21 protein-coding genes are annotated in these 22,908 nt (G+C 46.9%); 14 read left to right on the top strand and 7 right to left on the bottom strand.

Annotated elements, in window-relative coordinates; genetic code table 11:
- The first annotated feature begins 63 nt into the window (after positions 1-63).
- Genes AC6I3O_RS08280 through AC6I3O_RS08305 form a run of 6 tightly spaced genes read left to right on the top strand, consistent with a single transcriptional unit; the run spans position 64 to position 5,407 of the window.
- On the top strand, positions 64-363 hold the full coding sequence (locus AC6I3O_RS08280; protein ID WP_497850471.1) for an STAS domain-containing protein: 300 nt from the start codon (positions 64-66) through the stop codon (positions 361-363).
- 31 nt (positions 364-394) lie between these two features.
- On the top strand, positions 395-979 hold the full coding sequence (locus AC6I3O_RS08285; RefSeq protein ID WP_497850472.1) for an MATE family efflux transporter: 585 nt from the start codon (positions 395-397) through the stop codon (positions 977-979).
- A gap of 16 nt (positions 980-995) precedes the next feature.
- Entirely contained in the window at positions 996-1,637 is a 642-nt protein-coding gene (locus AC6I3O_RS08290) for an ATP-binding protein (RefSeq protein WP_497850473.1), read from the top strand.
- A 45-nt stretch (positions 1,638-1,682) separates the two neighbouring features.
- A complete protein-coding gene (locus AC6I3O_RS08295; protein ID WP_497850474.1) occupies positions 1,683-2,711 on the top strand; it encodes a GNAT family N-acetyltransferase in 1,029 nt (342 codons plus the stop codon).
- A 30-nt stretch (positions 2,712-2,741) separates the two neighbouring features.
- Entirely contained in the window at positions 2,742-5,000 is a 2,259-nt protein-coding gene (locus AC6I3O_RS08300; RefSeq protein ID WP_497850475.1) for a SpoIIE family protein phosphatase, read from the top strand.
- Positions 4,997-5,407 carry an ATP-binding protein gene (locus AC6I3O_RS08305; RefSeq protein WP_497850476.1) on the top strand — a complete coding sequence of 137 codons (411 nt, stop codon included), beginning with the start codon at positions 4,997-4,999 and terminating at the stop codon, positions 5,405-5,407. Before AC6I3O_RS08300 ends, AC6I3O_RS08305 begins: the two co-directional genes overlap by 4 nt.
- A 100-nt stretch (positions 5,408-5,507) precedes the next feature.
- Here the strand turns inward: AC6I3O_RS08305 and AC6I3O_RS08310 are convergent, their stop codons facing one another.
- Positions 5,508-7,307, bottom strand: a complete 1,800-nt coding sequence (locus tag AC6I3O_RS08310; protein WP_497850477.1) for a methyl-accepting chemotaxis protein — start codon at positions 7,305-7,307, stop codon at positions 5,508-5,510.
- Positions 7,308-7,468: 161 nt separating this feature from the next.
- Here AC6I3O_RS08310 and AC6I3O_RS08315 point away from each other — a divergent pair, with 161 nt between their 5' ends.
- Positions 7,469-7,816, top strand: coding sequence for a GNAT family N-acetyltransferase (locus tag AC6I3O_RS08315; protein ID WP_497850478.1), 348 nt, complete (start codon positions 7,469-7,471; stop codon positions 7,814-7,816).
- Between the two features lie 35 nt (positions 7,817-7,851).
- On the opposite strand, the gene AC6I3O_RS08320 is transcribed toward AC6I3O_RS08315, so the two are convergent.
- From AC6I3O_RS08320 to purF, 4 genes are all read right to left on the bottom strand, one after another.
- Entirely contained in the window at positions 7,852-8,700 is an 849-nt protein-coding gene (locus AC6I3O_RS08320) for a carbohydrate ABC transporter permease (protein WP_497850479.1), read from the bottom strand.
- A 2-nt stretch (positions 8,701-8,702) separates the two neighbouring features.
- The gene (locus AC6I3O_RS08325; protein WP_497850480.1) at positions 8,703-9,584 is read right to left on the bottom strand and encodes a carbohydrate ABC transporter permease; all 882 of its coding nucleotides are present in this window, start codon (positions 9,582-9,584) and stop codon (positions 8,703-8,705) included.
- 78 nt (positions 9,585-9,662) lie between these two features.
- Positions 9,663-10,937: an ABC transporter substrate-binding protein gene (locus AC6I3O_RS08330; RefSeq protein WP_497850481.1), complete on the bottom strand. Its 1,275-nt coding sequence runs from the start codon at positions 10,935-10,937 to the stop codon at positions 9,663-9,665.
- A 210-nt stretch (positions 10,938-11,147) separates the two neighbouring features.
- A complete protein-coding gene (gene purF / locus AC6I3O_RS08335) occupies positions 11,148-12,530 on the bottom strand; it encodes an amidophosphoribosyltransferase (RefSeq protein ID WP_497850482.1) in 1,383 nt (460 codons plus the stop codon).
- A gap of 585 nt (positions 12,531-13,115) precedes the next feature.
- Between purF and AC6I3O_RS08340 the strand changes: the two genes are divergently transcribed.
- The 7 genes from AC6I3O_RS08340 to AC6I3O_RS08370 all read left to right on the top strand — a co-directional run bounded on the left by AC6I3O_RS08340 (position 13,116) and on the right by AC6I3O_RS08370 (position 21,693).
- On the top strand, positions 13,116-14,288 hold the full coding sequence (locus AC6I3O_RS08340) for an acyltransferase family protein (RefSeq protein ID WP_497850483.1): 1,173 nt from the start codon (positions 13,116-13,118) through the stop codon (positions 14,286-14,288).
- A 55-nt stretch (positions 14,289-14,343) separates the two neighbouring features.
- Positions 14,344-15,357: an alpha-hydroxy-acid oxidizing protein gene (locus tag AC6I3O_RS08345; protein WP_497850484.1), complete on the top strand. Its 1,014-nt coding sequence runs from the start codon at positions 14,344-14,346 to the stop codon at positions 15,355-15,357.
- A gap of 3 nt (positions 15,358-15,360) precedes the next feature.
- Complete coding sequence (holA, locus tag AC6I3O_RS08350; protein ID WP_497850485.1) at positions 15,361-16,338, top strand: DNA polymerase III subunit delta; 978 nt, start codon at positions 15,361-15,363, stop codon at positions 16,336-16,338.
- 227 nt (positions 16,339-16,565) lie between these two features.
- Entirely contained in the window at positions 16,566-18,380 is a 1,815-nt protein-coding gene (lepA, locus tag AC6I3O_RS08355; protein WP_497850486.1) for a translation elongation factor 4, read from the top strand.
- Positions 18,381-18,402: 22 nt separating this feature from the next.
- Positions 18,403-19,500 carry a radical SAM family heme chaperone HemW gene (hemW, locus tag AC6I3O_RS08360; protein ID WP_497853438.1) on the top strand — a complete coding sequence of 366 codons (1,098 nt, stop codon included), beginning with the start codon at positions 18,403-18,405 and terminating at the stop codon, positions 19,498-19,500.
- Between the two features lie 151 nt (positions 19,501-19,651).
- Entirely contained in the window at positions 19,652-21,040 is a 1,389-nt protein-coding gene (locus AC6I3O_RS08365) for an AAA family ATPase (RefSeq protein WP_497850487.1), read from the top strand.
- 35 nt (positions 21,041-21,075) lie between these two features.
- A complete protein-coding gene (locus AC6I3O_RS08370; RefSeq protein ID WP_497850488.1) occupies positions 21,076-21,693 on the top strand; it encodes a hypothetical protein in 618 nt (205 codons plus the stop codon).
- Positions 21,694-21,765: 72 nt separating this feature from the next.
- Here the strand turns inward: AC6I3O_RS08370 and AC6I3O_RS08375 are convergent, their stop codons facing one another.
- Both AC6I3O_RS08375 and AC6I3O_RS08380 read right to left on the bottom strand, forming a co-directional pair.
- On the bottom strand, positions 21,766-22,320 hold the full coding sequence (locus AC6I3O_RS08375) for a chromate transporter (RefSeq protein WP_497850489.1): 555 nt from the start codon (positions 22,318-22,320) through the stop codon (positions 21,766-21,768).
- Positions 22,317-22,868, bottom strand: coding sequence for a chromate transporter (locus AC6I3O_RS08380; RefSeq protein ID WP_497850490.1), 552 nt, complete (start codon positions 22,866-22,868; stop codon positions 22,317-22,319). Before AC6I3O_RS08380 ends, AC6I3O_RS08375 begins: the two co-directional genes overlap by 4 nt.
- Positions 22,869-22,908 lie beyond the last annotated feature (40 nt).

A 22,908-nucleotide genomic window follows, 5' to 3' on the forward strand; every position in this document is an offset into this window, starting at 1 on the left:
TGAGGATGGGAGATTACCCGGCGGTAACTGCGAAAGAAATTCAGAAAGAAATGAGGTAGGAATATGAATATTACAAAAAATCAGAATGGTAATCAGCTTTGCCTGTCCCTTGAGGGAAGGCTCGACACAACTACGGCTCCGGAACTTGAGAAAGTCATCAAGAGCAGCCTTGACGGCGTGACGGAACTGACGATTGACATGGGCAGCCTTGATTATCTGTCATCGGCAGGCCTGAGAGTGCTTTTGGGCGCGCAGAAGACGATGAATAAGCAGGGCAGCATGAAGGTGATCCATGTAAATGAGACTATCATGGAGATTTTCGATGTGACCGGGTTTGCGGATATCCTGACGATTGAGAAGTAGTTTCGGGCAGGTTTTGTGACAGGATGTAGATATGGATCGGGAACTAAGGCGAAATAACTTTTTTCTGAAAACGGTCTATGGAAAATATGTTACCGCGTCTATCCTTTCCATGCTGGCTGCCAGCATGAGCGGGATGATTGACACGGTGATTGTAGGGCGTTTCCTTGGGGAGACGGGGCTGGCTGCCATGTCGCTGGTTGGCCCCGTCTATTTGTTTTATTATACCATCGGCGCAGTGATCGGCATGGGCGGCTCGATTGCGGCGAATCTCTATGTCGGGAAAAACGATTATGATTCCTATCGGCAGGTGTTTACGCTGTCCTTTTGGATGACAACGGCGGTCTGTGTGCTGACGACGGCATTGGCGCTTTTGGCAATGGAGCCGCTGCTTTCTCTGCTGGGCGGCGAAGGACTAGTGCGGGAGTATGCGGCGGATTATCTGTTCTGGTATGTGATCGGCGGCAGCGGGACTCTGTTTATCTATCTTCCCTTGAATTTCCTGAAGAGTGAAGGGAAGCCTCAGGCGTCCTCACTGCTATTTTTGCTGTCCGGTGGATTGTCTGGCGGTCAGTTTCCTGTTCGCGTTTCCCAATCTGATGATGTCCGGGTATTTTAATACGATACAGAGGTCCATGCTGTCGAATTTGGTTCTGTCTTTGCGGCTGTTTTTTTATCTGGCTCCGGCTGTCCTATTGTTGGGTTCTTTTGCAGGTGTGGAGGGAATCTGGATGGCGCTTGCGGCGGCAGATATCCTTACGCTTGGCACAATCCTGCTGGTGGTGAAGGGGATCCGGCGGCGGTCGCCCTGCCTTGACAGGTATCTGCTTGATACCTCCCGGGAAGGAGAAGGAGAGATTTCGTTCTCTGTACGCAACACAATGGAGGATGTGATGTTTGCCTCTAATAAGATTACGGAATTTTGTGAATCTTCCGGTATTACGGCAAAAAAGACGATGCAGGTCAGTCTGGCGATTGAGGAAATGCTGACGGTGATCGTGACTTACTGTATACCCAAAGAACATCTCGAAATGTCTGCCTCTTCGAGGCAGACAGAGCAGTTTATAGATATCCGTATCATGAGAACGGGGGAGGATGTGCTGCTTTGTATCCGGAATTCCGGGAAGATTTTTGACCCTGTACGTTTTTATGAGGAAAACCGGGAGAATGAGGAGATGGAAGACGAGGTGCTTGGGATTAAGATGATTGTAGGGACGGCAAAGGATATTCAGTTTCGGGAGACATTCGGCATGAATCATTTAGTGATTTTGTTTTGATTTTCAATCGAACTTTGAAACACGCTCTAGGGAGGGGATGGCGTTATGGATTCTGGCTTGATATTTGAGAATCGGGAGAAGGGACGTTCTGTGAACGTCTGTCTCCGACTGTTCCGGCAAGGGGACGGAGAGCAATTTTGCAGGTGTATTGAAGATTTCTATGGAGGGGGATACCCTTACAAGGAGTATCTGGATGAGGAGTTTCTTCTGGAGAAATGTGCCGCCGGGGAGATGACTGTGCTGTGCGGCGTGACTCCTGAGGGGGAAATTATCAGCACTTCGGCTGTCCGTAAGGATGAGGAATTCGACGGAAGTGCGCTGCTGATGCTGCGGGTAGTGAAGAAAGCCTACCGGGGAATGGGGATTGGAAAGGCGCAGGAGGAGCGCCTGTTTCGTTATGCCGAGGGGCAGGAGGGAATCTGCTCGCTATATGCGGATGTGATGACCCATAACAGCATCAGCCAGGGAAGCCTTGCCAGGCGGGGGTTCGTGTACTGCGGGATTCGGCTGATGCTGTACCGGAATCCTGTCATGGTGCCGGGTCTTATGCTGCCGTCCGAAGGGAAAATGAGCCAGGCTGTCATGTGCAGGAGGGAGTGCAGGGAATTTGACAAAGCGCTGTATTGCCCTTCGCAGCATACAGGGGAGGTGCAGCGGATTTACCATGAGCTTGGGGTGGAGTGCCGGATGGATCAGACCCTAAGGCTGCCTGTAAGTGAAAAGACACAGATGGGGTGGAAGGAAGAGAAGGAACATAACTCCTACATTTGGACGGTTCAGAAGATTGGGACGGATTTCCCGGACAGGCTGTCTGACCGGATGGGACAGATTAGGCGGCGGGAGGATGCAACGGTACTCTGCTATCTGAATCTTTGCGATTCATCGGCTGTCTACGGGTATGAAATGCTTAGGAAAGAGGGATTTTTCTTTACCGGGCTGAAACCCTTGCAGATAAAGGAAGAGTATATGCTGCTGGCTTACACGGGCGGGCAGGTGATTCGCTATGAGGATATCCACCTGCATGAGGATGGAGAACGGCTGCTTTCCTATATTCGGCTGCATCAGAACGACTGAACAAGTTTTACAGAAGGAGGATTGAAAGGATTGAAAACAATTAAAAATAAGGTGGTACGGCTGGTACTGTCGATTTCCCTTGCCTCGATTCTGCTTCTGGGCGCGGCTTCGGGTTTTGAAATCTGGCGGATACGGCAGAATACCACGGATGGCCTGCAAGACCTGAACGAGCAGACGGCGGCAGACGCGACGGATGCTTTGCAGACGCAGAAGCAGGAGGAGCTTCAGGCAATGGCTGAGAATAAGAGCAGCCTTGCAGATATGAGCCTGAACCTGATTCTGAACCAGACAAGGCTGGTGGCGATGGCTGCACAGGAGGTCTATTCCAACCAGGAGTTTTATACCCAGGGACGGCCGGACGGAGAGCTTCCGGTAGATGCCTATGATTTTTCCTGCAATTATTCGCCGGAGACGCTGGGGGCGTTTTCTTTCCATCTGCGCGCGCCCCGGTCTGTGATGGCGCCGGACTCTATTGTGGAGAAGGACGGAACCGTGGTAAAGGCGAGGCTTGACGAGGCAAGCCTGACCGGTTCTATGAGGCGGGAATTGTATCTTGCACGTCATCTAGAAAATGCATTAGGGGGCATCCGTAATTTTGACAACGGCGACGGTACGTACAGTGGAATCGGCGCCTCCTATTTCTGTCTGGAATCTTCGGGAATTGATGTGCTGGCTGACACGCTGACGGCTTCTATGGTAGAATATGATGCAAGACAGTCTTCCTGGTATAAGGAAGCGGCGAAGCTTGAGGCAGGCGGGGTCTATTGGAGCCACCCGATTCAGGACAGCTCCGGGCGCGGGGTGGCGCTGATTTGTTCTATGCCGGTCTATGTGGACGGCAGGCTTGTAGGCGTGGCAGGAAGTGGAGGCTTGATTGAGAATATTCAGGAAATGGTGCAGAGTACCAGCATTGGGGAGAGCGGCTATGCGTTCCTATTGAATACCGGTAGTATGAATGTGATTGCAAATGCCAATCCTGATGAGAACAGCGAGATTAACCGTTTTCGGGATAATTTGATGGAGACAGAAAACGGAAAGCTGACCGTCGTTATGGAACGGATTCGGCAGGGAGGCTCCGGTATCTCTCAGGTGGAGTTAGATGGGAAAGAGTCCTATCTTGCATATTCGCCGCTGACGACGACGAGCTGGGTGATGGTGACGGTGATTGGGCTGGATGATGCGTCGATTGTGACCCATATCAACGACTTGCAGGAGAATATCAGCAGCATTACCATTCAGACCACGGAGAATATCAATGCAAAGATTAGGCTGATGGCTGGAATGTTCGTGGTGATTGCGTTATTGATTACGGCCGTTATCATTTTCCTGTCCAATAAGTTTGCCAGACGGCTGACCCGGCCAATCTATACGCTGACCGAAGGAGCCGGGCAGATCAGCGGCGGCAATCTGGATTACCGGATTACAGTGGAGTCGGACGATGAGACTGCGCTTCTTTCGGAGGCGTTTAACCATATGACCGACAGCCTGAAGGATTACATTGAGAATCTGTCGCGGATTACGGCGGAGAAGGAACGGATTGGGACGGAGCTGGATATTGCAAGGAATATTCAGGCGTCTATGCTGCCCTGTATTTTCCCTGCGTTTCCGGAGCGGACGGAGTTTGACATCTATGCGACGATGAATCCGGCAAAGGAGGTTGGCGGTGATTTCTACGATTTCTTTATGGTGGATGAGCGTCATCTTGCTATTGTGGTGGCGGATGTGTCGGGGAAAGGAGTCCCGGCGGCGCTGTTCATGGTGATTGGCAAGACGTTGATTAAGGACCATACGAAACCAGAGCGGGATCTGGGAGAAGTGTTTACGGAGGTCAACGAGCTGTTGTGCGAGTCTAACAGCGAAGGGCTGTTCATCACGGCGTTTGAGGGCGTACTGGATCTGGTGACGGGTGAGCTTATGTTTGTCAATGCAGGACATGAGATTCCCTTTATCTGTAAGGGAAATGGTTTTGAGACTTACAAAATCCGCGCGGGCTTTGTGCTTGCCGGTATGGAGGGGATTCGTTACCGGTGCGGGTCGATGCAGCTTGAGCCTGGGGATAAGATTTTCCAGTATACGGACGGGGTGACGGAGGCGACCAACCGGGAGATGGAACTATATGGAATGGAGCGGTTAGGAGAGGTTCTGTCAAAGAATGGGGCGGCGTCTCCGGAAACGCTGCTTAGCTCTGTGAAAGAGGACATTGACGCATTTGTCGGGGATGCTCCTCAGTTTGATGATATTACCATGCTTTGTCTGGAATATAAGGAAAGAATGAAGGTGGAGGAATGAAGGAACTAACCATAGATGCAACGGTAGAGAATATTATGCAGGTGACGGCATTTGTGGATGAGCAGCTTGAGGCTCTTGGATGCCCTGTGAAGGCGCAGATGCAGATTGACATTGCCATTGACGAGCTTTTCGGAAATATTGCCCATTATGCCTATCATCCCGGCGTAGGGGCGGCGACCGTCCGCGTAGAAGTTGTGGATACGCCTCTTTCGGTGGTGGTGTCTTTCATCGACAAGGGGGTTCCCTATGACCCTCTTTCTAAGGAAGATCCGGATGTGGGGCTTCCCCTGGTGGAGCGGGAGATTGGCGGGCTTGGGATTTATATGGTGAAGAAGAGTATGGATGAAATCACTTATGAGTACAAGGACGGGCAGAATATCCTGCGTATCAGAAAAAGTATGGAGTAAGCAGCCGGTTCGTGTGAGCGAAAATTGGAAAGAGATGCGAGAAAAAGAGACGATACGGAAATGTTGTATCGTCTCTTATGTAACAGAAACTATTCTTGCTCTATTTCTCAGGAGCAAATTCGTCTGAAAACTCAAACTTACCTGTCTTGAGGGCTTTCTGGTAATTCTCGTTGGCCTGACGGATGAATTCCTCGTCGCCCCGTTTCTCTGGCGGGATGTATGCGTGGCCCATCTTTCTCTGGCGGAGATTGAACTGGTTCATCTCATCCTCAAGCAGCCTTGCGTCTTCCCTCATCTCAGCGCTTGCAGCAGCAGCTTCTTCGTTCACGGACAGGTTAGAAGTGATGGACTCGTTGATAAATTCAACCTGCTCATGGATACGTGAAATAGCGTCTTCTTGTTTCTGTGAGGAGTCAGAGATACGGTTCACTGTCTCAATAATACTGTCCAGATCATCCACAACGTGCTGGAAGGTCTCAAATGCTTCTGAACTGGTCTGGCTTCCGTCTTTTGTTGCGCGCATGGTGGCTTCAATCAACTGCTTGCTTTCGTTTGCCGCATCTGCGCTCTTGAGAGCCAGTACACGTACTTCATCTGCAACGACAGCGAATCCCTTTCCGGCTTCCCCGGCGCGGGCGGCTTCGACTGCGGCGTTCAAGGCAAGAATATTCGTCTGGAATGCGATATCGTCAATCAGTTTGATGACGTTGGCAATCTTCTGTGAGGACTTGTTAATCTCGTCTACAGACTCAACTAACAGCCCCATCTTGGCATTACTGTCCTGCATATCCTGCAGGATGGAGTGGGACAGGTCGGTGGCATGCTGAACCTCAACTCCGTTCTGTCTTACCAGTTCTCTGGTTTCGTCTGTGGAACTGTTTAACTCATTAATGGCAACAACCTGTTTTGACGCTGTGTCGGCAAGCGTCTGGCTTGCATTGGCAATGTTCTGTGATGCAGTTGCAACAGACATGGCTATCTCTATAATCCGGGCAAACATAAAGTCGTTAGACTGTACAAGATGGTATAAGTTCCGTCCAAGAGAGTCTTCCTGAGAACGGATGTTGACGAATACGGTCATATCCCCCTGAGCAAGGCGTTTTACCACTTCTACGTTCTCATGGATGCTGTCTACCATCCGCTGGAATGAATGAATCATGGAGCCAATCTCATTGTCTTCGTTGCCTTTCAATACCTGCTGGTCGAAATCAATCTCGTCTGCGCCCACGGAAAGCTTCTCTGACCATTCGGCTACGGCTGTAATCGGCCGGCTAATCTGTCTTGCCGAGCGGGTTCCATAGAATATGGCAACGATGAATCCAACTAGAGCGCACACAATATTTAAGACAATCATGATAAAAATCAGTCTATCCATCTTTTCGGACGCCTGATTGGCAATCTCCTTATACTGTGTCGAAATCTTGTCTAACCCCTGGATTACCTTTTCCGTCAAAGGTTTGAGCTCTTCATTAAATCTTTTGTATGCGGCTGTCTGGTCGTTCGCTGCGAGTTCCAGGATCTCGGACGCCAGCGTGTGCATCTTCTGATGGGGTTCCTGAGTTTCATCCAAAGCAGTGCGGATTACGGTGTCAGAAAGGTCTGAGTCGCTCACCCCTGACAACCATTGCCCCAGAAGACAGGTGTTATAATCCAAGCTTCCCTTAAATTCTGTTCCGTTCACAATGCTTTCGTTGTACATCTCCAGCCATTCATAGTGTTTCGCCAATGCGGACTGGGTAGCAGCCTGATTATCCCGGTTATTGGATACGACGCGGTAATTCCTGCTGATCTGTATGAGTGAGATCAGGGAAACAGCAACCAACAGGCACATTACCAGGATTACATGCCGGTATCCTGATAAGATTTGTTTTCGGATTGAATTAATCTTTTTTTTCTTCATCTCATTCTTCCTCTTTTAGCAGTTGTATTGATATTCTATTATAAATTTTCATTTATTATATCAAAATCTGACTGATAGTTCAAGTAGGGATTCCTAGAAACAATAACTTTTACTGTTTTGTTAAAGATTTGACTTTTTTCGATTGAAAGGTATTGGTTCTTATGCTGATTAAGGAAATATTGGGACAGGCGCATGTGATTCTGGTTCCGCAGAATAGGGAGTGTGAGGGGCTCCTCAGGGAATGGAACGGAGGGTGTTCCAAAGAGGTTATCAGGTATGCGCTCAAAAAGGAACCGGATGTGTTTGACAGGAAAAGGCTTGAAAAGATGGCTGAGGGACTGCCGGAAGGGTTTGGGTTAAGGATGATGGATGAAGAGTTATTCTGGCGGTGTAAGGAAACAGAGTGGTGCAGGGACTGGGTGTCGCAGTATGATGAATTTGCCGTTTATCAAGAGTTTGGACTTGGCGCAGTGATTTTTATCAGTGGAATAAAAACGAGGCTGAAATAGTACTTTCAGCCTCGTTCTTATTCCATATAAGCTAACTAACCCTTTACGCCGCCAGAGGCAAGGCCGCTGACCAGATTCTTTTCAATGCCCATAAACAGGATAACAACAGGGATAATCGCAAAGAGCGATGCAGCAAATAAATACTGCCACTCAATCATATTGTATCCGTTGAATACATTAATTCCTACCGTCAAAGGCTCGCGCTCACTGGTTGAAATCAGACACAGTGCAACCGTGTACTCATTCCATGCATTAATGAAGATAAAGATCAGAGTCGTCACAATACCGGGAGCCGCTACCGGGAGCAGAACCTTCGTCATGCCCTGAAGCCGGTTGCAGCCGTCGATGGTTGCAGCCTGTTCCATCTCTACGGAAATGCCTATGAAAGTACCGCGCAGCAGCCATATGGTAAACGCCTGGTTAAATGCCGCGTTGATAAAAATCAGTCCAATGATGCTGTCTGTCAAACTCAGGATTGACATAACCTTATAGATACCAATCAATAATACGACAGGAGCGAACATCTGGGAAACAATAACAAATCCCAGAAAGATGGTCTGTCCTTTGAACTTCATACGTGCCAGCGCATAAGCTGCAGGAATACCACAGAGCATGGCAATAATCGTTGAGCCGCCGGCAATCATGAGCGAGTTCAGCATATAATTCGCCATAGGTGCCCGATGCCACACGTCAATAAAGTTGGACCAGACCGACGTAATCGGAAGTACCGTGCCGTTCATGGAGAAAATCTCCGCCCTGTTCTTTAAAGCAGTACAGAACATGGCAAAATAAGGATACAGCGTAACGATGCAGACTACGATTACTACAATGTACAGCAGGACACGCAGGATTATCTTTTTCGGAGAACTAGATTTCTTTGCCATAATTATTCATCTCCTTTCCGCAGGGTGTAGACCATGTACACGCTTGCGCAGATCAACAGAATCGTGAAACCGATCACGGAAACTGCGGCAGCCTGCCCTTGTTTGCCATTGTAGAATGCCAATTTATATAGGTATGTAACCAATGTGTCCGTATGGTTGGCGGGGTCGCCTTTGGTAATCGTCCAGATAATCGGGAAGGAGTTGAATACATAGATGATGTTCAACACCGTACTGACCGTCAAGGAAGAGCGCACCAAAGGCATCGTAATCTGGAACAGCTGCTGCCAGTAATTTGCCCCGTCTACCGTCGCCGCCTCATAATAAGTGGTATCAATGCTCTGTAGACCTGAGAGGACGCAGAAGGTGACAAACGGAATGGTAACAAAGATACCACAGGCAATCTCCCACATAAAATATGCTTCTGCCGTAGGCGTCCAGTTGATGGAATGGTCTATAAGCCCAAGCCTAAGCAGCAAAGTGTTCAATGTACCATAGTCCGTGTCAATGATGAATTTCCATGCGCTCGCCTGTATAACCAGCGTTGTTGCCCAAGGGAAAACCATGATAGCCCTGGCAATCTTCCGCCCGCGGAATTCATTGTTCAATAGCAGGGCAAGTATGAAGCCCAGTACCGTAGACAGAACCACAACGGCAACGGTCCAGACAATCGTGTTGCGCAGAACCAGCTTGAAAGCGGAACTGTTCATTACTTTTGTAAAGTTGGCAAAACCGGAAAATCCGCGGATAATACCAGCTTTGCTGACTTCGCTTAATGACATCCTGAAGACGAATATAATTGGAATTAAGATAAAGACCGCCATCAGGATAATACTAGGCAGAATCCAGATATACGGCTCTACCTTGCGGAATCCTTTGTTTTTCACGGGGACACCTCCCTTATAATTTCTGTAAAATTTTTAAAATGAAAACCCCGCAGTAAGCTGCGGGGTAATTATGAAATCTTATTCTGCAATTTCACTTTGAAGTTCGTCTAACAGCTCCTTGACATTGCCCCCAAGTAATGCCTGCTGCTCAACATTGATAACGCCCTGTTTTACATCATCCCATTCGGTCTTCGCAGTTGGGTAGAATTTACAGCTTCCTACGATATCAACCCAGCTTGCCATGCTCTCGTCCTGCTTTGCAAGAATCTCTCCGCCGGTAGTAGTCGCTGGCAGGAAACCTTCCATCAGAACCCACTCGGAGTAACGCTCATCCTCATAGAAGAAATCGAAGAAAGTCTTAATTGCTTCCAGCTCTTCATCAGAATACTCATTGTCGAAGCACATGAAACGATCCATAACACCTGCGGAAACAGAATCAACGCCGCCATTTGTCGGAATAGGAGCAACAGCGTAATTGATAGAGTAACCGCCGTCAGCAATGTATGTAGGAATACTGTTAGGACCAATCATCATGGCAACCTGTCCTGCACCGAACATATCCTGAAGGTCATAACGGGTATCATTAGCAGGATCGCTGTTCGTATAGCCGTCTTTTACCATCTTCACTGCATATTCGATTGCTTCCACATTCTTCTCGCTGTTCAATGCCCAGTTATCGTCATCGTCTACAAAACCGCCGCCGTTGTTCCATGTGTAGTAAGCAAAAGCCGCCTGTCCTTCATCTGTCGTCATATCAATACCCCATGGATAGATGTTGGAATCATGGGCTTTGATTGCTTTACATGCTTCTGTCAGTTCATCCCATGTGGTAGGAACTTTCGCACCGGCCGCCTCTAAGATATCAGCGTTATAATACAACGCACGGGCGGAAGCCAAATCCGGAATCGCCCAAATCGTACCGTCTATATTGGACTGCTCTAAGAAAGCCGGATACATCTTATCGTAAGTCTCCTTAGATACGAAATCCTCTGCAGGAAGCAGAAGATCATCTGCCTGATAATTGGCGAAAACATCGATATTCAGGATATCAGGAGCATCGTTGTTGGAAATTCTGGTGTTCACTACCGTATAGATATCATTCCATGACTCAACTTCTACCGTAAGGTCAATATCAGAATGCTCTGCCGTGAAATCCTTAACGAAATCTTCCCACCATGTCTTCGTGTTCTGACCATACTGTGCGGCAATGACGTTAATGGAAACTTTCCCATCGGATTTACCTTCATCTTTGGATTCCGTTCCCCCATCGGATGATCCACTGTTGCTGTTGCTGCATGCGACCAATCCACACATCATGGAAAGGATCAGGGATAATGCTGCTAACTTTTTCATAACTAAAAAACCTCCTTTTGATTGTCTGACTCTGTCCGTCAGAATTAATGTTGTTAAAGGGAGTATATCATGCAAGATTGATTTCGTCAATATGAATATGAAAAATAAAAATAATAATAAATTATTATACAAAATAGCAAAAAACATACGTTTGTATAATTATAAAAGTAAGCTTTTTCAATAAAAATTAATTAAAATATAAAAAAAATATTATGATATATGAAATATAGGGAGCGGATAGTTGTTATCAAAACATGCCTTACAGAGAGGCAGACCATTTACTATGGAAGGCAAATCCTCTACACGCATATATCCCAGTGAATCGGCTTCGATAAGTTGGCGGATTTCTTCTGTCGAATGAGAGGCAGCAAGCAGCAGATGTCTGGACGGTACATCTGTTCCGAAGTAACAAGGATATAAGAATGGTGGAGAGCTGATTCTTACATGTACTTTGCCTGCACCTGCCTGTTTCAACAGATAGATTAGGTTGGCGATGGTCGTCCCGCGTACGATGGAATCATCTACCAATACAATATCTTTTCCTTTTACGGTGTCTTCTAGGACACTTAGTTTCAGACGGACGCTGTCTTCCCGTTCTTTCTGTGTAGGCTTGATAAATGTCCTGCCAACATAGCTGTTTTTGTAAAATGCAAGACCGAAAGGAAGAGAGGCTTCCTCGGCGTATCCCTGGGCCGCCGTAATGCCGGAATCAGGAACGCCAGTGACCAGGTCAGCCTCTGCCGGATAGGCTTTGGCCAGTGCGGCGCCGGCTTTTTTCCGGGACTCATAGACAGAAACTCCGTCTAATGTGCTGTCAAGTCTTGCAAAATAGATATATTCAAAGATACAGTGAGCCGGCGCAGCATTTCCGGAAATAAAGTTTGATGAGATTCCGTTTCTGGAAATAGTGACAATCTCGCCAGGACATATATCTCGGACAAACTGGGCGCCGATTGCTGTCAGGGCACAGTTTTCCGACGCTATTATATAGGAATCATCTCTTTTTCCCAAACAGAGAGGGCGGATGCCAAGAGGGTCACGTGCGCCAATTAGTTTACGTGGGCTTGCGATTACCAGCCCATAGGCTCCGATGATTCGGGAGGCTGCTTGTAGGATGGCTTCCTCGACGCTGCTGGTACTGACTCTCGCCCGTGCAATCTCATAGGCGATGATTTCCGAATCAGTCGTCGTTCTGAAAATTGCTCCTGTACGAGCAAGCTCCTTGCGCAGTTCTTCCGTATTTACCAGATTTCCATTGTGTGCAAGAGCCAATGTACCTTTGATATAATTCAATACCAGGGGTTGTGCGTTGTCTGGTGTGGCGTCTCCTGTTGTAGAATAACGGACATGTCCGATTCCCAGATTTCCGTGAAGCCCCTTCAGTGTATCCTCCTTAAAGACGTCATTTACCAGTCCCATTCCTTTGTGAACGCTCATATTCCCTTTTGAACCATTTGTGTCAAATACGGCAATTCCACAAGATTCCTGACCACGGTGTTGGAGGGAAGACAATCCATAATATATAGAAGAGGCAGCATCTTCTCCGTTAGGATTAAAAATGCCGAATACACCGCATTCTTCCTTAATTCCCATTCTTATATTCTCCTCTCTGCAAAAAATCGAGTAGGGAAGAGCCATCTTCCCCTACTCGCCGCGCAACCCGCGTCGCCTCAGCGGCATATTTCATCTGTTCGGGTCTGCACATAAAAAAACGCCTTGGTCGAATCCAAAGCGCCTTTGCTTATGGTTTGTAGTATACTCGCAAAATGGAAAATGTCAAGACTTTTTACTAGTGTGCTGACACATTTACTTTCAGTCAAATGACGCAGAATGAATTTTCAGTCTGCAAGGCGGAGGAGGGAGGCGATGCGGTGACGGATGGTCGCTGGCATGGCCAAACGATGTCAAAGAGATTTCACAGATGAATTCTGGAAAAAATAGAATATACGAGAAAAAGCCCTGCTGTCATGTAAGAAGCGTATATGATTGCAGGGCTTTTTATATTTGGGGCAATAACTCTGCAGCAGGAGGAATGAAATGGTGAAATAGAGATAAATTTAGAACAGAAGATTTATATCTTGTAAAAGTAAAGATTCTACATTATACTAATTCTATCGGAGATTACGCAGATGAAATCAGGCAGCACAACATCAGGCATGGCAAAGAGAGGGACAGAAGATGGAAAAAGGAACCGTGGTTTCGCCCAATACGAAGATTGATGCATTTCAGGGACTACGGACGGTTGCGTTGGCAGGAATCATTTTCTACCACTACAATAATCCGGGTCTGTCCACATATGCGGCATGGTCGGTCAGCCTGTTTTTCATGTTGAGCGGCTACCTGAACGGACTGTCCTGGGCAAATGGAAAGCGTCCGCAAAAAAGTTTCAAAAGCAGTATTATATATATGCTGCGCCATATAAAGAAACTGTATTTTTTACATGTAGCGACGACGCTTCTGTGCATCCCTGTTTCCGGGATTCCTGAGCAGATACGCCAAGGCGGTTCGTCGATTATCCTGTTCTGGGGGATTGTTTTCATCCTGAGCATTACTCTGACGAAATCATTGTATCCGAAATATTACTGGGGATTTAACGGAGTCTCATGGTTTTTGTCTTCTTATGCGGTAATCTGTCTCCTGACGCCGGTTTTGCTGCATAAGACGGCACAGTTTTTAGAAAATAAAAAGTTTCATACAGTGGTCAAAACCATACTTGCAATCGTAATACTACAATTCTGTTACTGTTTCCTGATAGGAAGGACAGATTGGAATATAGAATACTGGATTTACATCTTCCCGTTATCCCGCTTGGGAGAGTATGTGACGGCTATGATTGTTGGAATGTATACCTTATCGGACGCCCGTTCGCCCGCCCCGGAAGGGGCATGCGTCACGGGATGCCCGGATGGGTATACCCAAGGGCAAACTTGCCGGGGTGTTGGGCGTCTGGGAAACCCTAAGGAGAATATCATTTTGCAAATCCCCGGGATTCTCGGATGGATAGCCGCTATTGGAATAGCCTTGCTGATTTTTTGTGTTCCCATGCCGGAATGGATTGTAAGGAGCGTTGTATGGATTGTTCAGAATTTGGTACTTTTATGGAGCATTCACTGGTCAAAAGGACTTCTGACGAGATTTTTGTCTCTAAGGCTTCTTGTGGTATTGGGAAATTATTCGGCATATATGTTTTTGATTCATCCGGTAATCTACGGATATTTTGGATATTTTGGGCTGACAGGGAACACTCCGGCAAATCGTATCCTTGTAATGATTTTGAATTATATGATTACATTTGCCCTGGCAGTAGGGTTCCATCGGCTGACAGCAAAAAAGAGCATTAAGGCACAATAAAGAGCGGACGCTCGTCCGATAAGATTAACAATAAAGAAAATGGAGGAAGAGAAAGATGTTATATGAAGAAGTATTAGCAAACGCAAGAACCTGCGTAGGAGAAATCTGCAAAGCATGTCCGGTCTGCAACGGAAAAGCCTGCGGCAGCAAAATCCCGGGCCCCGGCGCAAAAGGAATCGGGACGGTGGCCATCCGGAATTACAATAAATGGCAGGAAATCTTCGTGAACATGGACACGCTCTGCGAAAATAAACCGGTAGACACTTCCCTTCATCTGTTCGGGAGAACCTTTAAAGCGCCAATCTTCGCCGCGCCAATCGGTGCGATGAAGCTTCATTATGGTGACAAATACGACGATTTGGAATACAACGACATTCTGGTATCCGCCTGTGCGGACGCCGGTATAGCCGCATTTACGGGAGACGGGACGAACCCGGCAGTGATGGAGGCAGCGACCAATGCCATCGGGAAAAAGAACGGAACCGGAATCCCGACAGTGAAGCCGTGGGATATCAATACGTTAAAGGAGAAGCTTGCCCTAATCAAAGCCTGCGGTTCTTTTGCCGTGGCAATGGATATTGACGCCGCAGGGCTGCCATTCCTGAAGAATCTCACTCCGCCTGCGGGAAGCAAGTCTGTGGAAGACTTGAGAGAAATCGTAGAAGCCGCAGGAGTGCCGTTCGTGGTAAAAGGCGTAATGACCGTAAAAGGCGCTCTGAAAGCAAAAGAAGCCAATGCGTCCGCAATCGTCGTGTCCAACCATGGAGGACGTGTGCTTGACCAGTGTCCGGCAACAGCGGAAGTATTAGAAGAGATCGCCGATGCGGTGGGAAATGACATGAAGATTTTTGTGGATGGCGGAATCCGCTCCGGCGTGGACGTATTCAAGGCGCTCGCCCTTGGCGCGGATGCAGTCCTGATTGGACGTCCCTTCGTGACAGCGGTTTACGGGGCGGCTAAAGAAGGCGTTCAGGTTTACACGGCAAAACTGATTTCCGAATTGGAAGACGCCATGGCGATGTGCGGCGCACATTCCCTGGATGAGATTACGAGAGATATGGTAAGGTAGTCCATGAAAAGCCTGAATGAAGATATCAAATCCGGAAAATTTAAGAATGTTTATCTTCTTTACGGAGAAGAGGCATATTTGAAGAAACAGTACAAAGACCGGATGACAAAAGCGATAATCCCAGACGGGGATACCATGAATTACGCCTATTATGAAGGAAAAGGAATCAACCCGGCGGAGCTTGTGGATTTGGCGGAAACGATGCCCTTTTTCGCTGAGCGGCGGCTGATTGTGGCGGAGAATTCCGGTTTTTTCAAGAATGCAACGCCGGAACTGGCAGACTATATTAAGTCGATGCCGGACACCACATGTCTTCTCTTTATTGAAAATGAAGTGGACAAGCGGGGGAAGATGTACAAGGCTGTGAAGGACAGGGGGCGTATCGTGGAGATGGGGCGGCAGGATGAGAAGACGCTGCTCTACTGGATTGCAGGCAATGTGAAGAAAGAGGGGCGGCAGATTAAGGAATCTACCGCCCGTTATCTGGTGTCCAAGACCGGGACGGATATGGAGAATCTGGAAAAAGAGCTGGAGAAGCTATTTTCTTATACACTGGGAAAGGACGAGATTACTGCGGCGGACATCGACGATATCTGTACGACCCAGATTACCAATAAGATATTTGACATGATTGAGGCGGTGGCGGCAAAGCGGCAGAAGCAGGCTTTGGATTATTATTACGACCTGCTTGCCTTAAAAGAGCCGCCCATGCGCATTCTTTACCTTCTGGCGCGTCAGTTCAAGCTGTTGCTGGAAGTGAAGGATTTGATGGGAAGAGGAAATGATAAGGCTCAGATTGCAAAGACCGCAAAGCTTCATCCCTTCGTGGCAGGCAAATACATGCAGCAATGCAGGACATTTTCCAAGGCAGAACTGCGGGATATCATGGAGGAGGCGGCAAGTACGGAAGAGATGGTGAAGACGGGGCGGATGAATGATGTGATGAGCGTGGAAATATTTATTGTAAAATTCAGCGCTTAAAGGGTAAAGTAGATGGTATTGATAGAAAGTGGGTGAGGATATGCCAAACACAGCCGAGACAATTGAAATTTTGGCAAGAAAACTTGAGAGAGCACGTATTTTAAACGATTTAAAAGAATGTCAGACGATAGAAGACTATCAGCAGCTCGTAAAAAAGTATGAAAAGTTATGTAATGATGATAAAGCATGAACTATCTTTACATTGAAAAGTAAGGGGAACGATAACAGTGGCAGGTATAGAGCAGAGTAAGATTCGTAATTTTTGTATCATCGCACATATAGATCACGGGAAATCCACACTGGCTGACCGCATCATAGAGATGACGGGGCTTCTGACCAGCCGGGAGATGCAGTCTCAGGTTTTGGACAACATGGAGCTTGAGCGGGAGAGAGGGATTACCATCAAGGCGCAGGCGGTACGCATCGTCTACCGTGCGAAGAATGGGGAGGAGTATATCTTCAACCTGATTGACACACCGGGGCATGTGGATTTCAATTATGAGGTGTCCAGAAGCCTTGCGGCGTGCGACGGGGCAATCCTTGTGGTGGATGCAGCCCAGGGTGTGGAGGCGCAGACGCTGGCGAATGTCTATCTGGCGTTAGACCATGACTTGGATGTAATGCCGGTAATCAACAAGATCGACCTTCCAAGTGCAGAACCGGAACGGGCAATCGAAGAGATTGAGGACGTCATCGGAATTGAGGCGATGGACGCCCCGCAGATTTCCGCAAAGACGGGACTGAATGTGGAGCAAGTATTAGAACAGATTGTGGAGAAGATCCCGGCGCCCGAGGGCGATCCGGCAGCGCCGCTGAAAGCGTTGATTTTCGACTCCCTGTATGACTCTTATAAGGGCGTCATTGTGTTCTGTAGGATTAAGGAGGGAACGGTCAGGAAAGGGACTCCGATCCTGATGATGGCTACCGGGGCGAAGGCAGAGGTGGTAGAGGTAGGATATTTTGGCGCGGGACAGTTCATCCCCTGCGAAGAATTGAGCGCGGGCATGGTGGGTTATATCACGGCCAGCCTCAAAAATGTGAAGGATACCCGGGTGGGCGATACGATTACAGATGCGTCGAACCCATGTACCGAACCTCTTCCGGGTTACAAGAAGGTCAACCCCATGGTGTACTGCGGCATGTATCCCGCAGATGGGGCAAAGTATCCCGATCTGCGGGATGCGCTGGAGAAACTGCAGCTAAATGACGCCTCCCTGCAGTTCGAGCCGGAGACTTCGATTGCGTTAGGTTTCGGGTATCGCTGCGGATTCCTGGGGCTTCTTCATCTGGAGATTATCCAGGAGCGTCTGGAGAGGGAGTATAATCTGGACTTGGTGACAACGGCTCCGGGCGTTATCTATAAAGTGCATAAGACCAACGGCGATGTGATTGAGCTTACCAACCCGTCCAATCTTCCCGACCCGTCGGAGATTGAATATATGGAAGAGCCTATGGTGAAGGCGGAGATCATGGTCACGTCAGAGTTCATCGGCGCAATCATGGATCTGTGCCAGGAACGCAGGGGAGTCTATGACGGAATGGAATATATTGAGGAGACCCGGGCTGTGCTGCGGTATCATTTGCCGTTGAATGAGATTATCTATGATTTCTTTGATGCCCTGAAATCACGTTCCAGAGGCTATGCGTCCTTTGACTATGAGATGGATGACTATGTGCAGTCCAATCTTGTGAAGCTGGACATCCTGATCAATAAAGAAGAAGTGGATGCGCTGTCTTTCATCATCCATGCAGATACGGCTTACGAGCGTGGGCGCAAGATGTGTGAGAAGTTAAAAGAAGAGATTCCGAGACAGCTTTTTGAGATTCCGATCCAGGCGGCGATTGGCAGCAAGATTATTGCGAGAGAGACGGTTAAGGCGATGCGTAAGGACGTGCTTGCCAAGTGTTATGGCGGAGACATCAGCCGTAAGAGGAAGCTTTTGGAGAAGCAAAAGGAAGGAAAGAAGCGGATGCGCCAGGTGGGAAATGTAGAGATTCCCCAGAAGGCGTTCATGAGCGTGTTAAAGCTGGATGATAAGTAGGAACAGGTAGCAGATTGTGGGAATAAAAAAGAAAGAATTAGAATTATATATCCATATTCCGTTTTGTGTTAAAAAATGTCTATACTGTGATTTCCTGTCGGCTCCTTCTTCTGAGGAGGAGCGGCAGGAATATGTGACAAGCCTTTGCCGTCAGGTTCGCAGTTATTGCGGGCTGGCAAAGGCTTATCATGTTGTCAGCATTTTTGTTGGCGGCGGGACTCCGTCCATATTAGAAGAAGACCAGATTCTTGCCGTATTTGAAGCGGTCCGGGATACCTTTCTGGTGGATGGGGATGCGGAGATTACGATAGAGGCGAATCCCGGCACTGTCACGGAAGAAAAACTAAGGGCATATCGACAGGCGGGAATCAACCGTCTGAGTATTGGCCTGCAGTCGTCGGAGAATGAGGAATTAAGAAAGCTTGGAAGGATTCATACCTACGAAGACTTCCTTGGTACGTTTCGGTTAGCCAGAAGGATGGGATTTGGGAATATCAATGTGGATTTGATGTCGGCAATCCCGGGGCAAAGGCTTGCCGGATGGGAAGAGACGCTTAGGAAAACAGCAGAGTTAAGGCCGGAGCATATCTCGGCTTACAGCTTGATTATTGAGGAAGGAACTTGGTTTTACGAGAAATATGGGGAAGGGAGACATGCGGAAGAACTGCCCGGTGAGGAGGAAGAGCGTCAAATGTACCGAAAGACGTTGGAGGTTCTGAAAGAGTACGGATACCACAGGTATGAAATCTCGAATTATGCATTGCCGGGTTATGCCTGCAGGCATAACCTGGGATACTGGAACCGGACAGAGTATCTGGGGATTGGAACGGGAGCGTCGTCGCTTGTGGATAACCGGAGATGGAATTTCGGGGAAGCGCCAGTGGAATTGAGTGTTCAGGAACAGATGGAAGAGTGTATGTTCCTGGGGCTTCGGAAGATGGAAGGGGTGTCTAAGGCGAGATTTCAAGAGACGTTTGGGCGGCGGATGGAGGATGTATACGGAAGAGTTCTGAAAAAGATGGTTGGGATGGGATTGATGGAGGAAATCGGCGGTTTCGTAAGGCTGACGGAGCGTGGGATTGACGTCAGCAATGGGGTAATGTGTGAGTTCTTGCTGTGAATTGAGTGGTTAGCCAGAAGCGGCGGATGGACGAATTGGATTATTGCTGAAGGAGCTGTAGAAAAATTGTGGGTAACGACACTTGATATTTCAAAATCTATCGGCTATGATAGGGTTATAAAACACAATGCTTTTTGGGAGAGGTCTTCATATGAAAAGAAGAGTAATCATTGAAAATTTTGCTAAAATCAGACATGCCGAATTAGAAATAAAACCAATGATGATGTTTGTAGGAGATAATAATAGCGGGAAAAGTTATTTGATGAGTCTATTATGGGGACTTACATCAGATAGTAATTGGGTTTTAGCTCGTTTGACTGATGAAGTAAAAAGAACAAAATTGTATGGAGAATGTGAGCGTTATGTATTAGAGTGCATAAGGTCTGAGGGGAAAAATATTTTATCTAGAGAGTGGAGTCGGAGTTTTTATGTTTTGCTAAATCAATGTATTGAACAAAATAAAAATCAATTTGTTTCTGATGTCTTCAATAAAAATATACAGATAGGGAAATTAGAATTAGGAATAGAAGATGAAAGAAAAATCGAAATAGAATTTTCCTTTCAGACAGAATACAATATAGTAGATACTCAAGATAAAAAGACAGCGGACGGGCAGGAAGATTATATTCACTACAACAAAATAATGTGGGTTGAAATTTGTCAAGATTATCATACAGGGATTCAAATTGCAGATGATTATGTATCAAATTGCGGAGAGTATGTAGAATTTATATTAAGAACACTGTTGAGATATTGGGGAGAACTGCTGAAAGTAGGAAATAATATAGTGTTTTTGCCTTCATCGCGGACGGGATTCGTATTATCAAAAAATTTGCTCACTAATAATATTTATGAAAATAGTTTAAACAGATTTCCTAATATGGATCAGGATTCACGAGATATTTATTTTACTAAGCCAGTAATAAGTTTTCTAAAACTATTAAATGATGTAGGCGAAAAAGAAGGTAAAAATTATAAATTAGAACAGTTGGCAGAATTTATGGAGCATACGATTCTTCATGGAACGATAGAAATCCAAAATAAGATGTCCAAATCTTTTTTATATAAACCGCAGACGCTTAACGAACCAATTCAGATGTATCTTGCGTCTGCAATCGTGACGGAGATTGCACCGCTCTATTTGATATGCAAATATCGCTATAGGATGACGCAGGTGTTTATAGAAGAACCAGAAATGTGTATGCATCCGAAATTGCAGACAATAGTTGCAAGAATTTTAATACGTTTGTGTAATATGGGAATCCCAGTGTCCCTGACCACCCACAGCGATATCATAATCCAGCATGTCAACAATATGCTTCGTGTAAATAACAGTGATAAAAAGCATGAGCTTATGGAGAAATACAAGATAGAAGAGCAGGATTTATTGGATGCAGAGAAAGTCGGAGTATATCAATTTATCTGTCGGGAAAATGACAGTTCCGAAATTATGGAATTAAAAGCCGGAGATATGGGGTTTGAGACGACCACTTTTAGTAATGCCTTTGAGGAAATGCTTGAACTGACCTATGATATTTAAGAAAATAGGGATTATTTGACAGGGGGAATATACAGATGATTCCTGAATATCTAAAACGGAATCTGGATTTGTTTCGGACAGGCGAATATACGATTGTGTCAGAGCGGGATGAAGTTATTTCAATTATTGAGGAGGAATCGGAAGGTGCGGCAACTCTGAGAAGTAAGTTTGAGGATGAGGCGGTTGTTTTTCATTTTCCGGAAAAAAGAACTCTGCCCTATTTGGATGCGAATAAAAAGGCCTGTCAATGCGCGGATAAATTTATTTTTATAAGACATGTTAACAATGAGAAGTGGCAGCTGCATATTTTAGAGTTCAAGAAAAGTATCAAATACGATAAATGGAAGAAAATCAAAAATCAGTTCAAATATGGAGTCATGAATGCAAGGGCATTAGCTGCATTTTTGAATATGGAGATTGATGGAATCGTACTGGAAACGGCGTACCGTAATGATTGGAAGTTAAGGAATGCGCCATACTCGCCTACGGCAATGCGGGCAGCAAATTCTGCAACAGAAGCAGCGGCTTACAAGGAATGGAAGGAGAATATTGTAATATTAGAATTAGATTCCAAAGAGATAAGTTTCTTCCATGAGAAGATTCAGTTAGATATCGAGGGAAATGGAGAAAAAGTATTCAAATATAATTATTGATGAAAAAATGGGACTGTTGCAAAATAGCATTGTATAATTTCTGCATTTTGCAACAGTCTCGGCTGCCAAACCCTACATCTGCAGCACAATCCCCACACAAGCCCCCGCCGCAATCCAGACCAGGGGATGCAGTTTCCCGAGCTTCTTCACCTGCAGCAACCCAAAAGCCGCCGCGCATACCACTACATTGATCACATTCACATCCACTTTTCCATTCTCGACGGAAACAACCGCAATTTTCAGCAATTCCCACACTGCATACCCAATCAAGGCGGCCACCGCCGGGCGAATCCCATAGAATGCAGCCTTCACATTGGTATTCTCACTGAAATTCTCAAGAAACTTCGCAATCACTATAATAATAATCCAGGCAGGAGCCGTGAGCGCCAGCGTAGCCACAACAGCCCCAAGGACGCCGGCAGCGTTATACCCCGCATAAGTCGCCATATTAATGCCCACAGGTCCAGGCGTGCTCTCGCTGATTGCCACCATATTCGTAAGCTCGCTTACGGTAAACCAGTCATATTTATTCGTCAAATCCATCAAGAAGGGCAGGGTAGCCATGCCTCCCCCAATGGAAAACAGCCCAATCTTAAAAAACTCATATGCCAGAATCAGATAAATCATGCGGAATGCCTCCTTTCCATACGTTTCGCAATCATTCCCGTGACGCCGGAAAGTACGATGACCACAGCCGTAGGAACCGGAGTAAAGCAGGCCAATAAGAACGCAATGAGAAATACCACGGCTCCCAGTTTGTCCACAATCCCCTTTTTCATCATCGTAAACACCGTATTCAGCATCAACGCACAGACTACGATCCGTATTCCCGCCAATGCATGGAGTACCACCGGCATATAGATAAAATTCTGTAGGATAGACGCAACCAGACAGATAATAATCAGGGACGGAGACACCATCCCTAGAGTACCGGCAACGCTGCCCAGAAACCCTGCCTGCTGGAACCCTACATATGTGGCGGTGTTCACCGCAATGATTCCGGGCGTACACTGCCCGATAGCATAGATGTCCAGAAGCTCCTCTTCCGTACACCAGCCATATTTCTGCACGACCTCACGCTGGAGCATAGGAAGCATAGCAAGCCCGCCGCCAAAGGTCAGCCCACCGATTTTAAAAAAACTGACATATAATTCACCTAATTTTTTTGCCTTCATAGATATGATTTCTCCTAGATTAATTTATTCAGCCATAAGA

It is taken from the genome of Sporofaciens sp. St.21A7 (assembly GCF_059728535.1).

Bases quoted from the DNA above. Each gene is read 5' to 3' on its own strand.
- AC6I3O_RS08280 (WP_497850471.1), top strand. From the start codon at position 64: ATGAATATTACAAAAAATCAGAATGGTAATCAGCTTTGCCTGTCCCTT.
- AC6I3O_RS08285 (WP_497850472.1), top strand. From the start codon at position 395: ATGGATCGGGAACTAAGGCGAAATAACTTTTTTCTGAAAACGGTCTAT.
- AC6I3O_RS08290 (WP_497850473.1), top strand. From the start codon at position 996: ATGCTGTCGAATTTGGTTCTGTCTTTGCGGCTGTTTTTTTATCTGGCT.
- AC6I3O_RS08295 (WP_497850474.1), top strand. From the start codon at position 1,683: ATGGATTCTGGCTTGATATTTGAGAATCGGGAGAAGGGACGTTCTGTG.
- AC6I3O_RS08305 (WP_497850476.1), top strand. From the start codon at position 4,997: ATGAAGGAACTAACCATAGATGCAACGGTAGAGAATATTATGCAGGTG.
- AC6I3O_RS08310 (WP_497850477.1), bottom strand. From the start codon at position 7,307: ATGAAGAAAAAAAAGATTAATTCAATCCGAAAACAAATCTTATCAGGA.
- AC6I3O_RS08315 (WP_497850478.1), top strand. From the start codon at position 7,469: ATGCTGATTAAGGAAATATTGGGACAGGCGCATGTGATTCTGGTTCCG.
- AC6I3O_RS08320 (WP_497850479.1), bottom strand. From the start codon at position 8,700: ATGGCAAAGAAATCTAGTTCTCCGAAAAAGATAATCCTGCGTGTCCTG.
- AC6I3O_RS08330 (WP_497850481.1), bottom strand. From the start codon at position 10,937: ATGAAAAAGTTAGCAGCATTATCCCTGATCCTTTCCATGATGTGTGGA.
- purF (WP_497850482.1), bottom strand. From the start codon at position 12,530: ATGGGAATTAAGGAAGAATGCGGTGTATTCGGCATTTTTAATCCTAAC.
- AC6I3O_RS08340 (WP_497850483.1), top strand. From the start codon at position 13,116: ATGGAAAAAGGAACCGTGGTTTCGCCCAATACGAAGATTGATGCATTT.
- AC6I3O_RS08345 (WP_497850484.1), top strand. From the start codon at position 14,344: ATGTTATATGAAGAAGTATTAGCAAACGCAAGAACCTGCGTAGGAGAA.
- holA (WP_497850485.1), top strand. From the start codon at position 15,361: ATGAAAAGCCTGAATGAAGATATCAAATCCGGAAAATTTAAGAATGTT.
- AC6I3O_RS08365 (WP_497850487.1), top strand. From the start codon at position 19,652: ATGAAAAGAAGAGTAATCATTGAAAATTTTGCTAAAATCAGACATGCC.
- AC6I3O_RS08370 (WP_497850488.1), top strand. From the start codon at position 21,076: ATGATTCCTGAATATCTAAAACGGAATCTGGATTTGTTTCGGACAGGC.
- AC6I3O_RS08375 (WP_497850489.1), bottom strand. From the start codon at position 22,320: ATGATTTATCTGATTCTGGCATATGAGTTTTTTAAGATTGGGCTGTTT.
- AC6I3O_RS08380 (WP_497850490.1), bottom strand. From the start codon at position 22,868: ATGAAGGCAAAAAAATTAGGTGAATTATATGTCAGTTTTTTTAAAATC.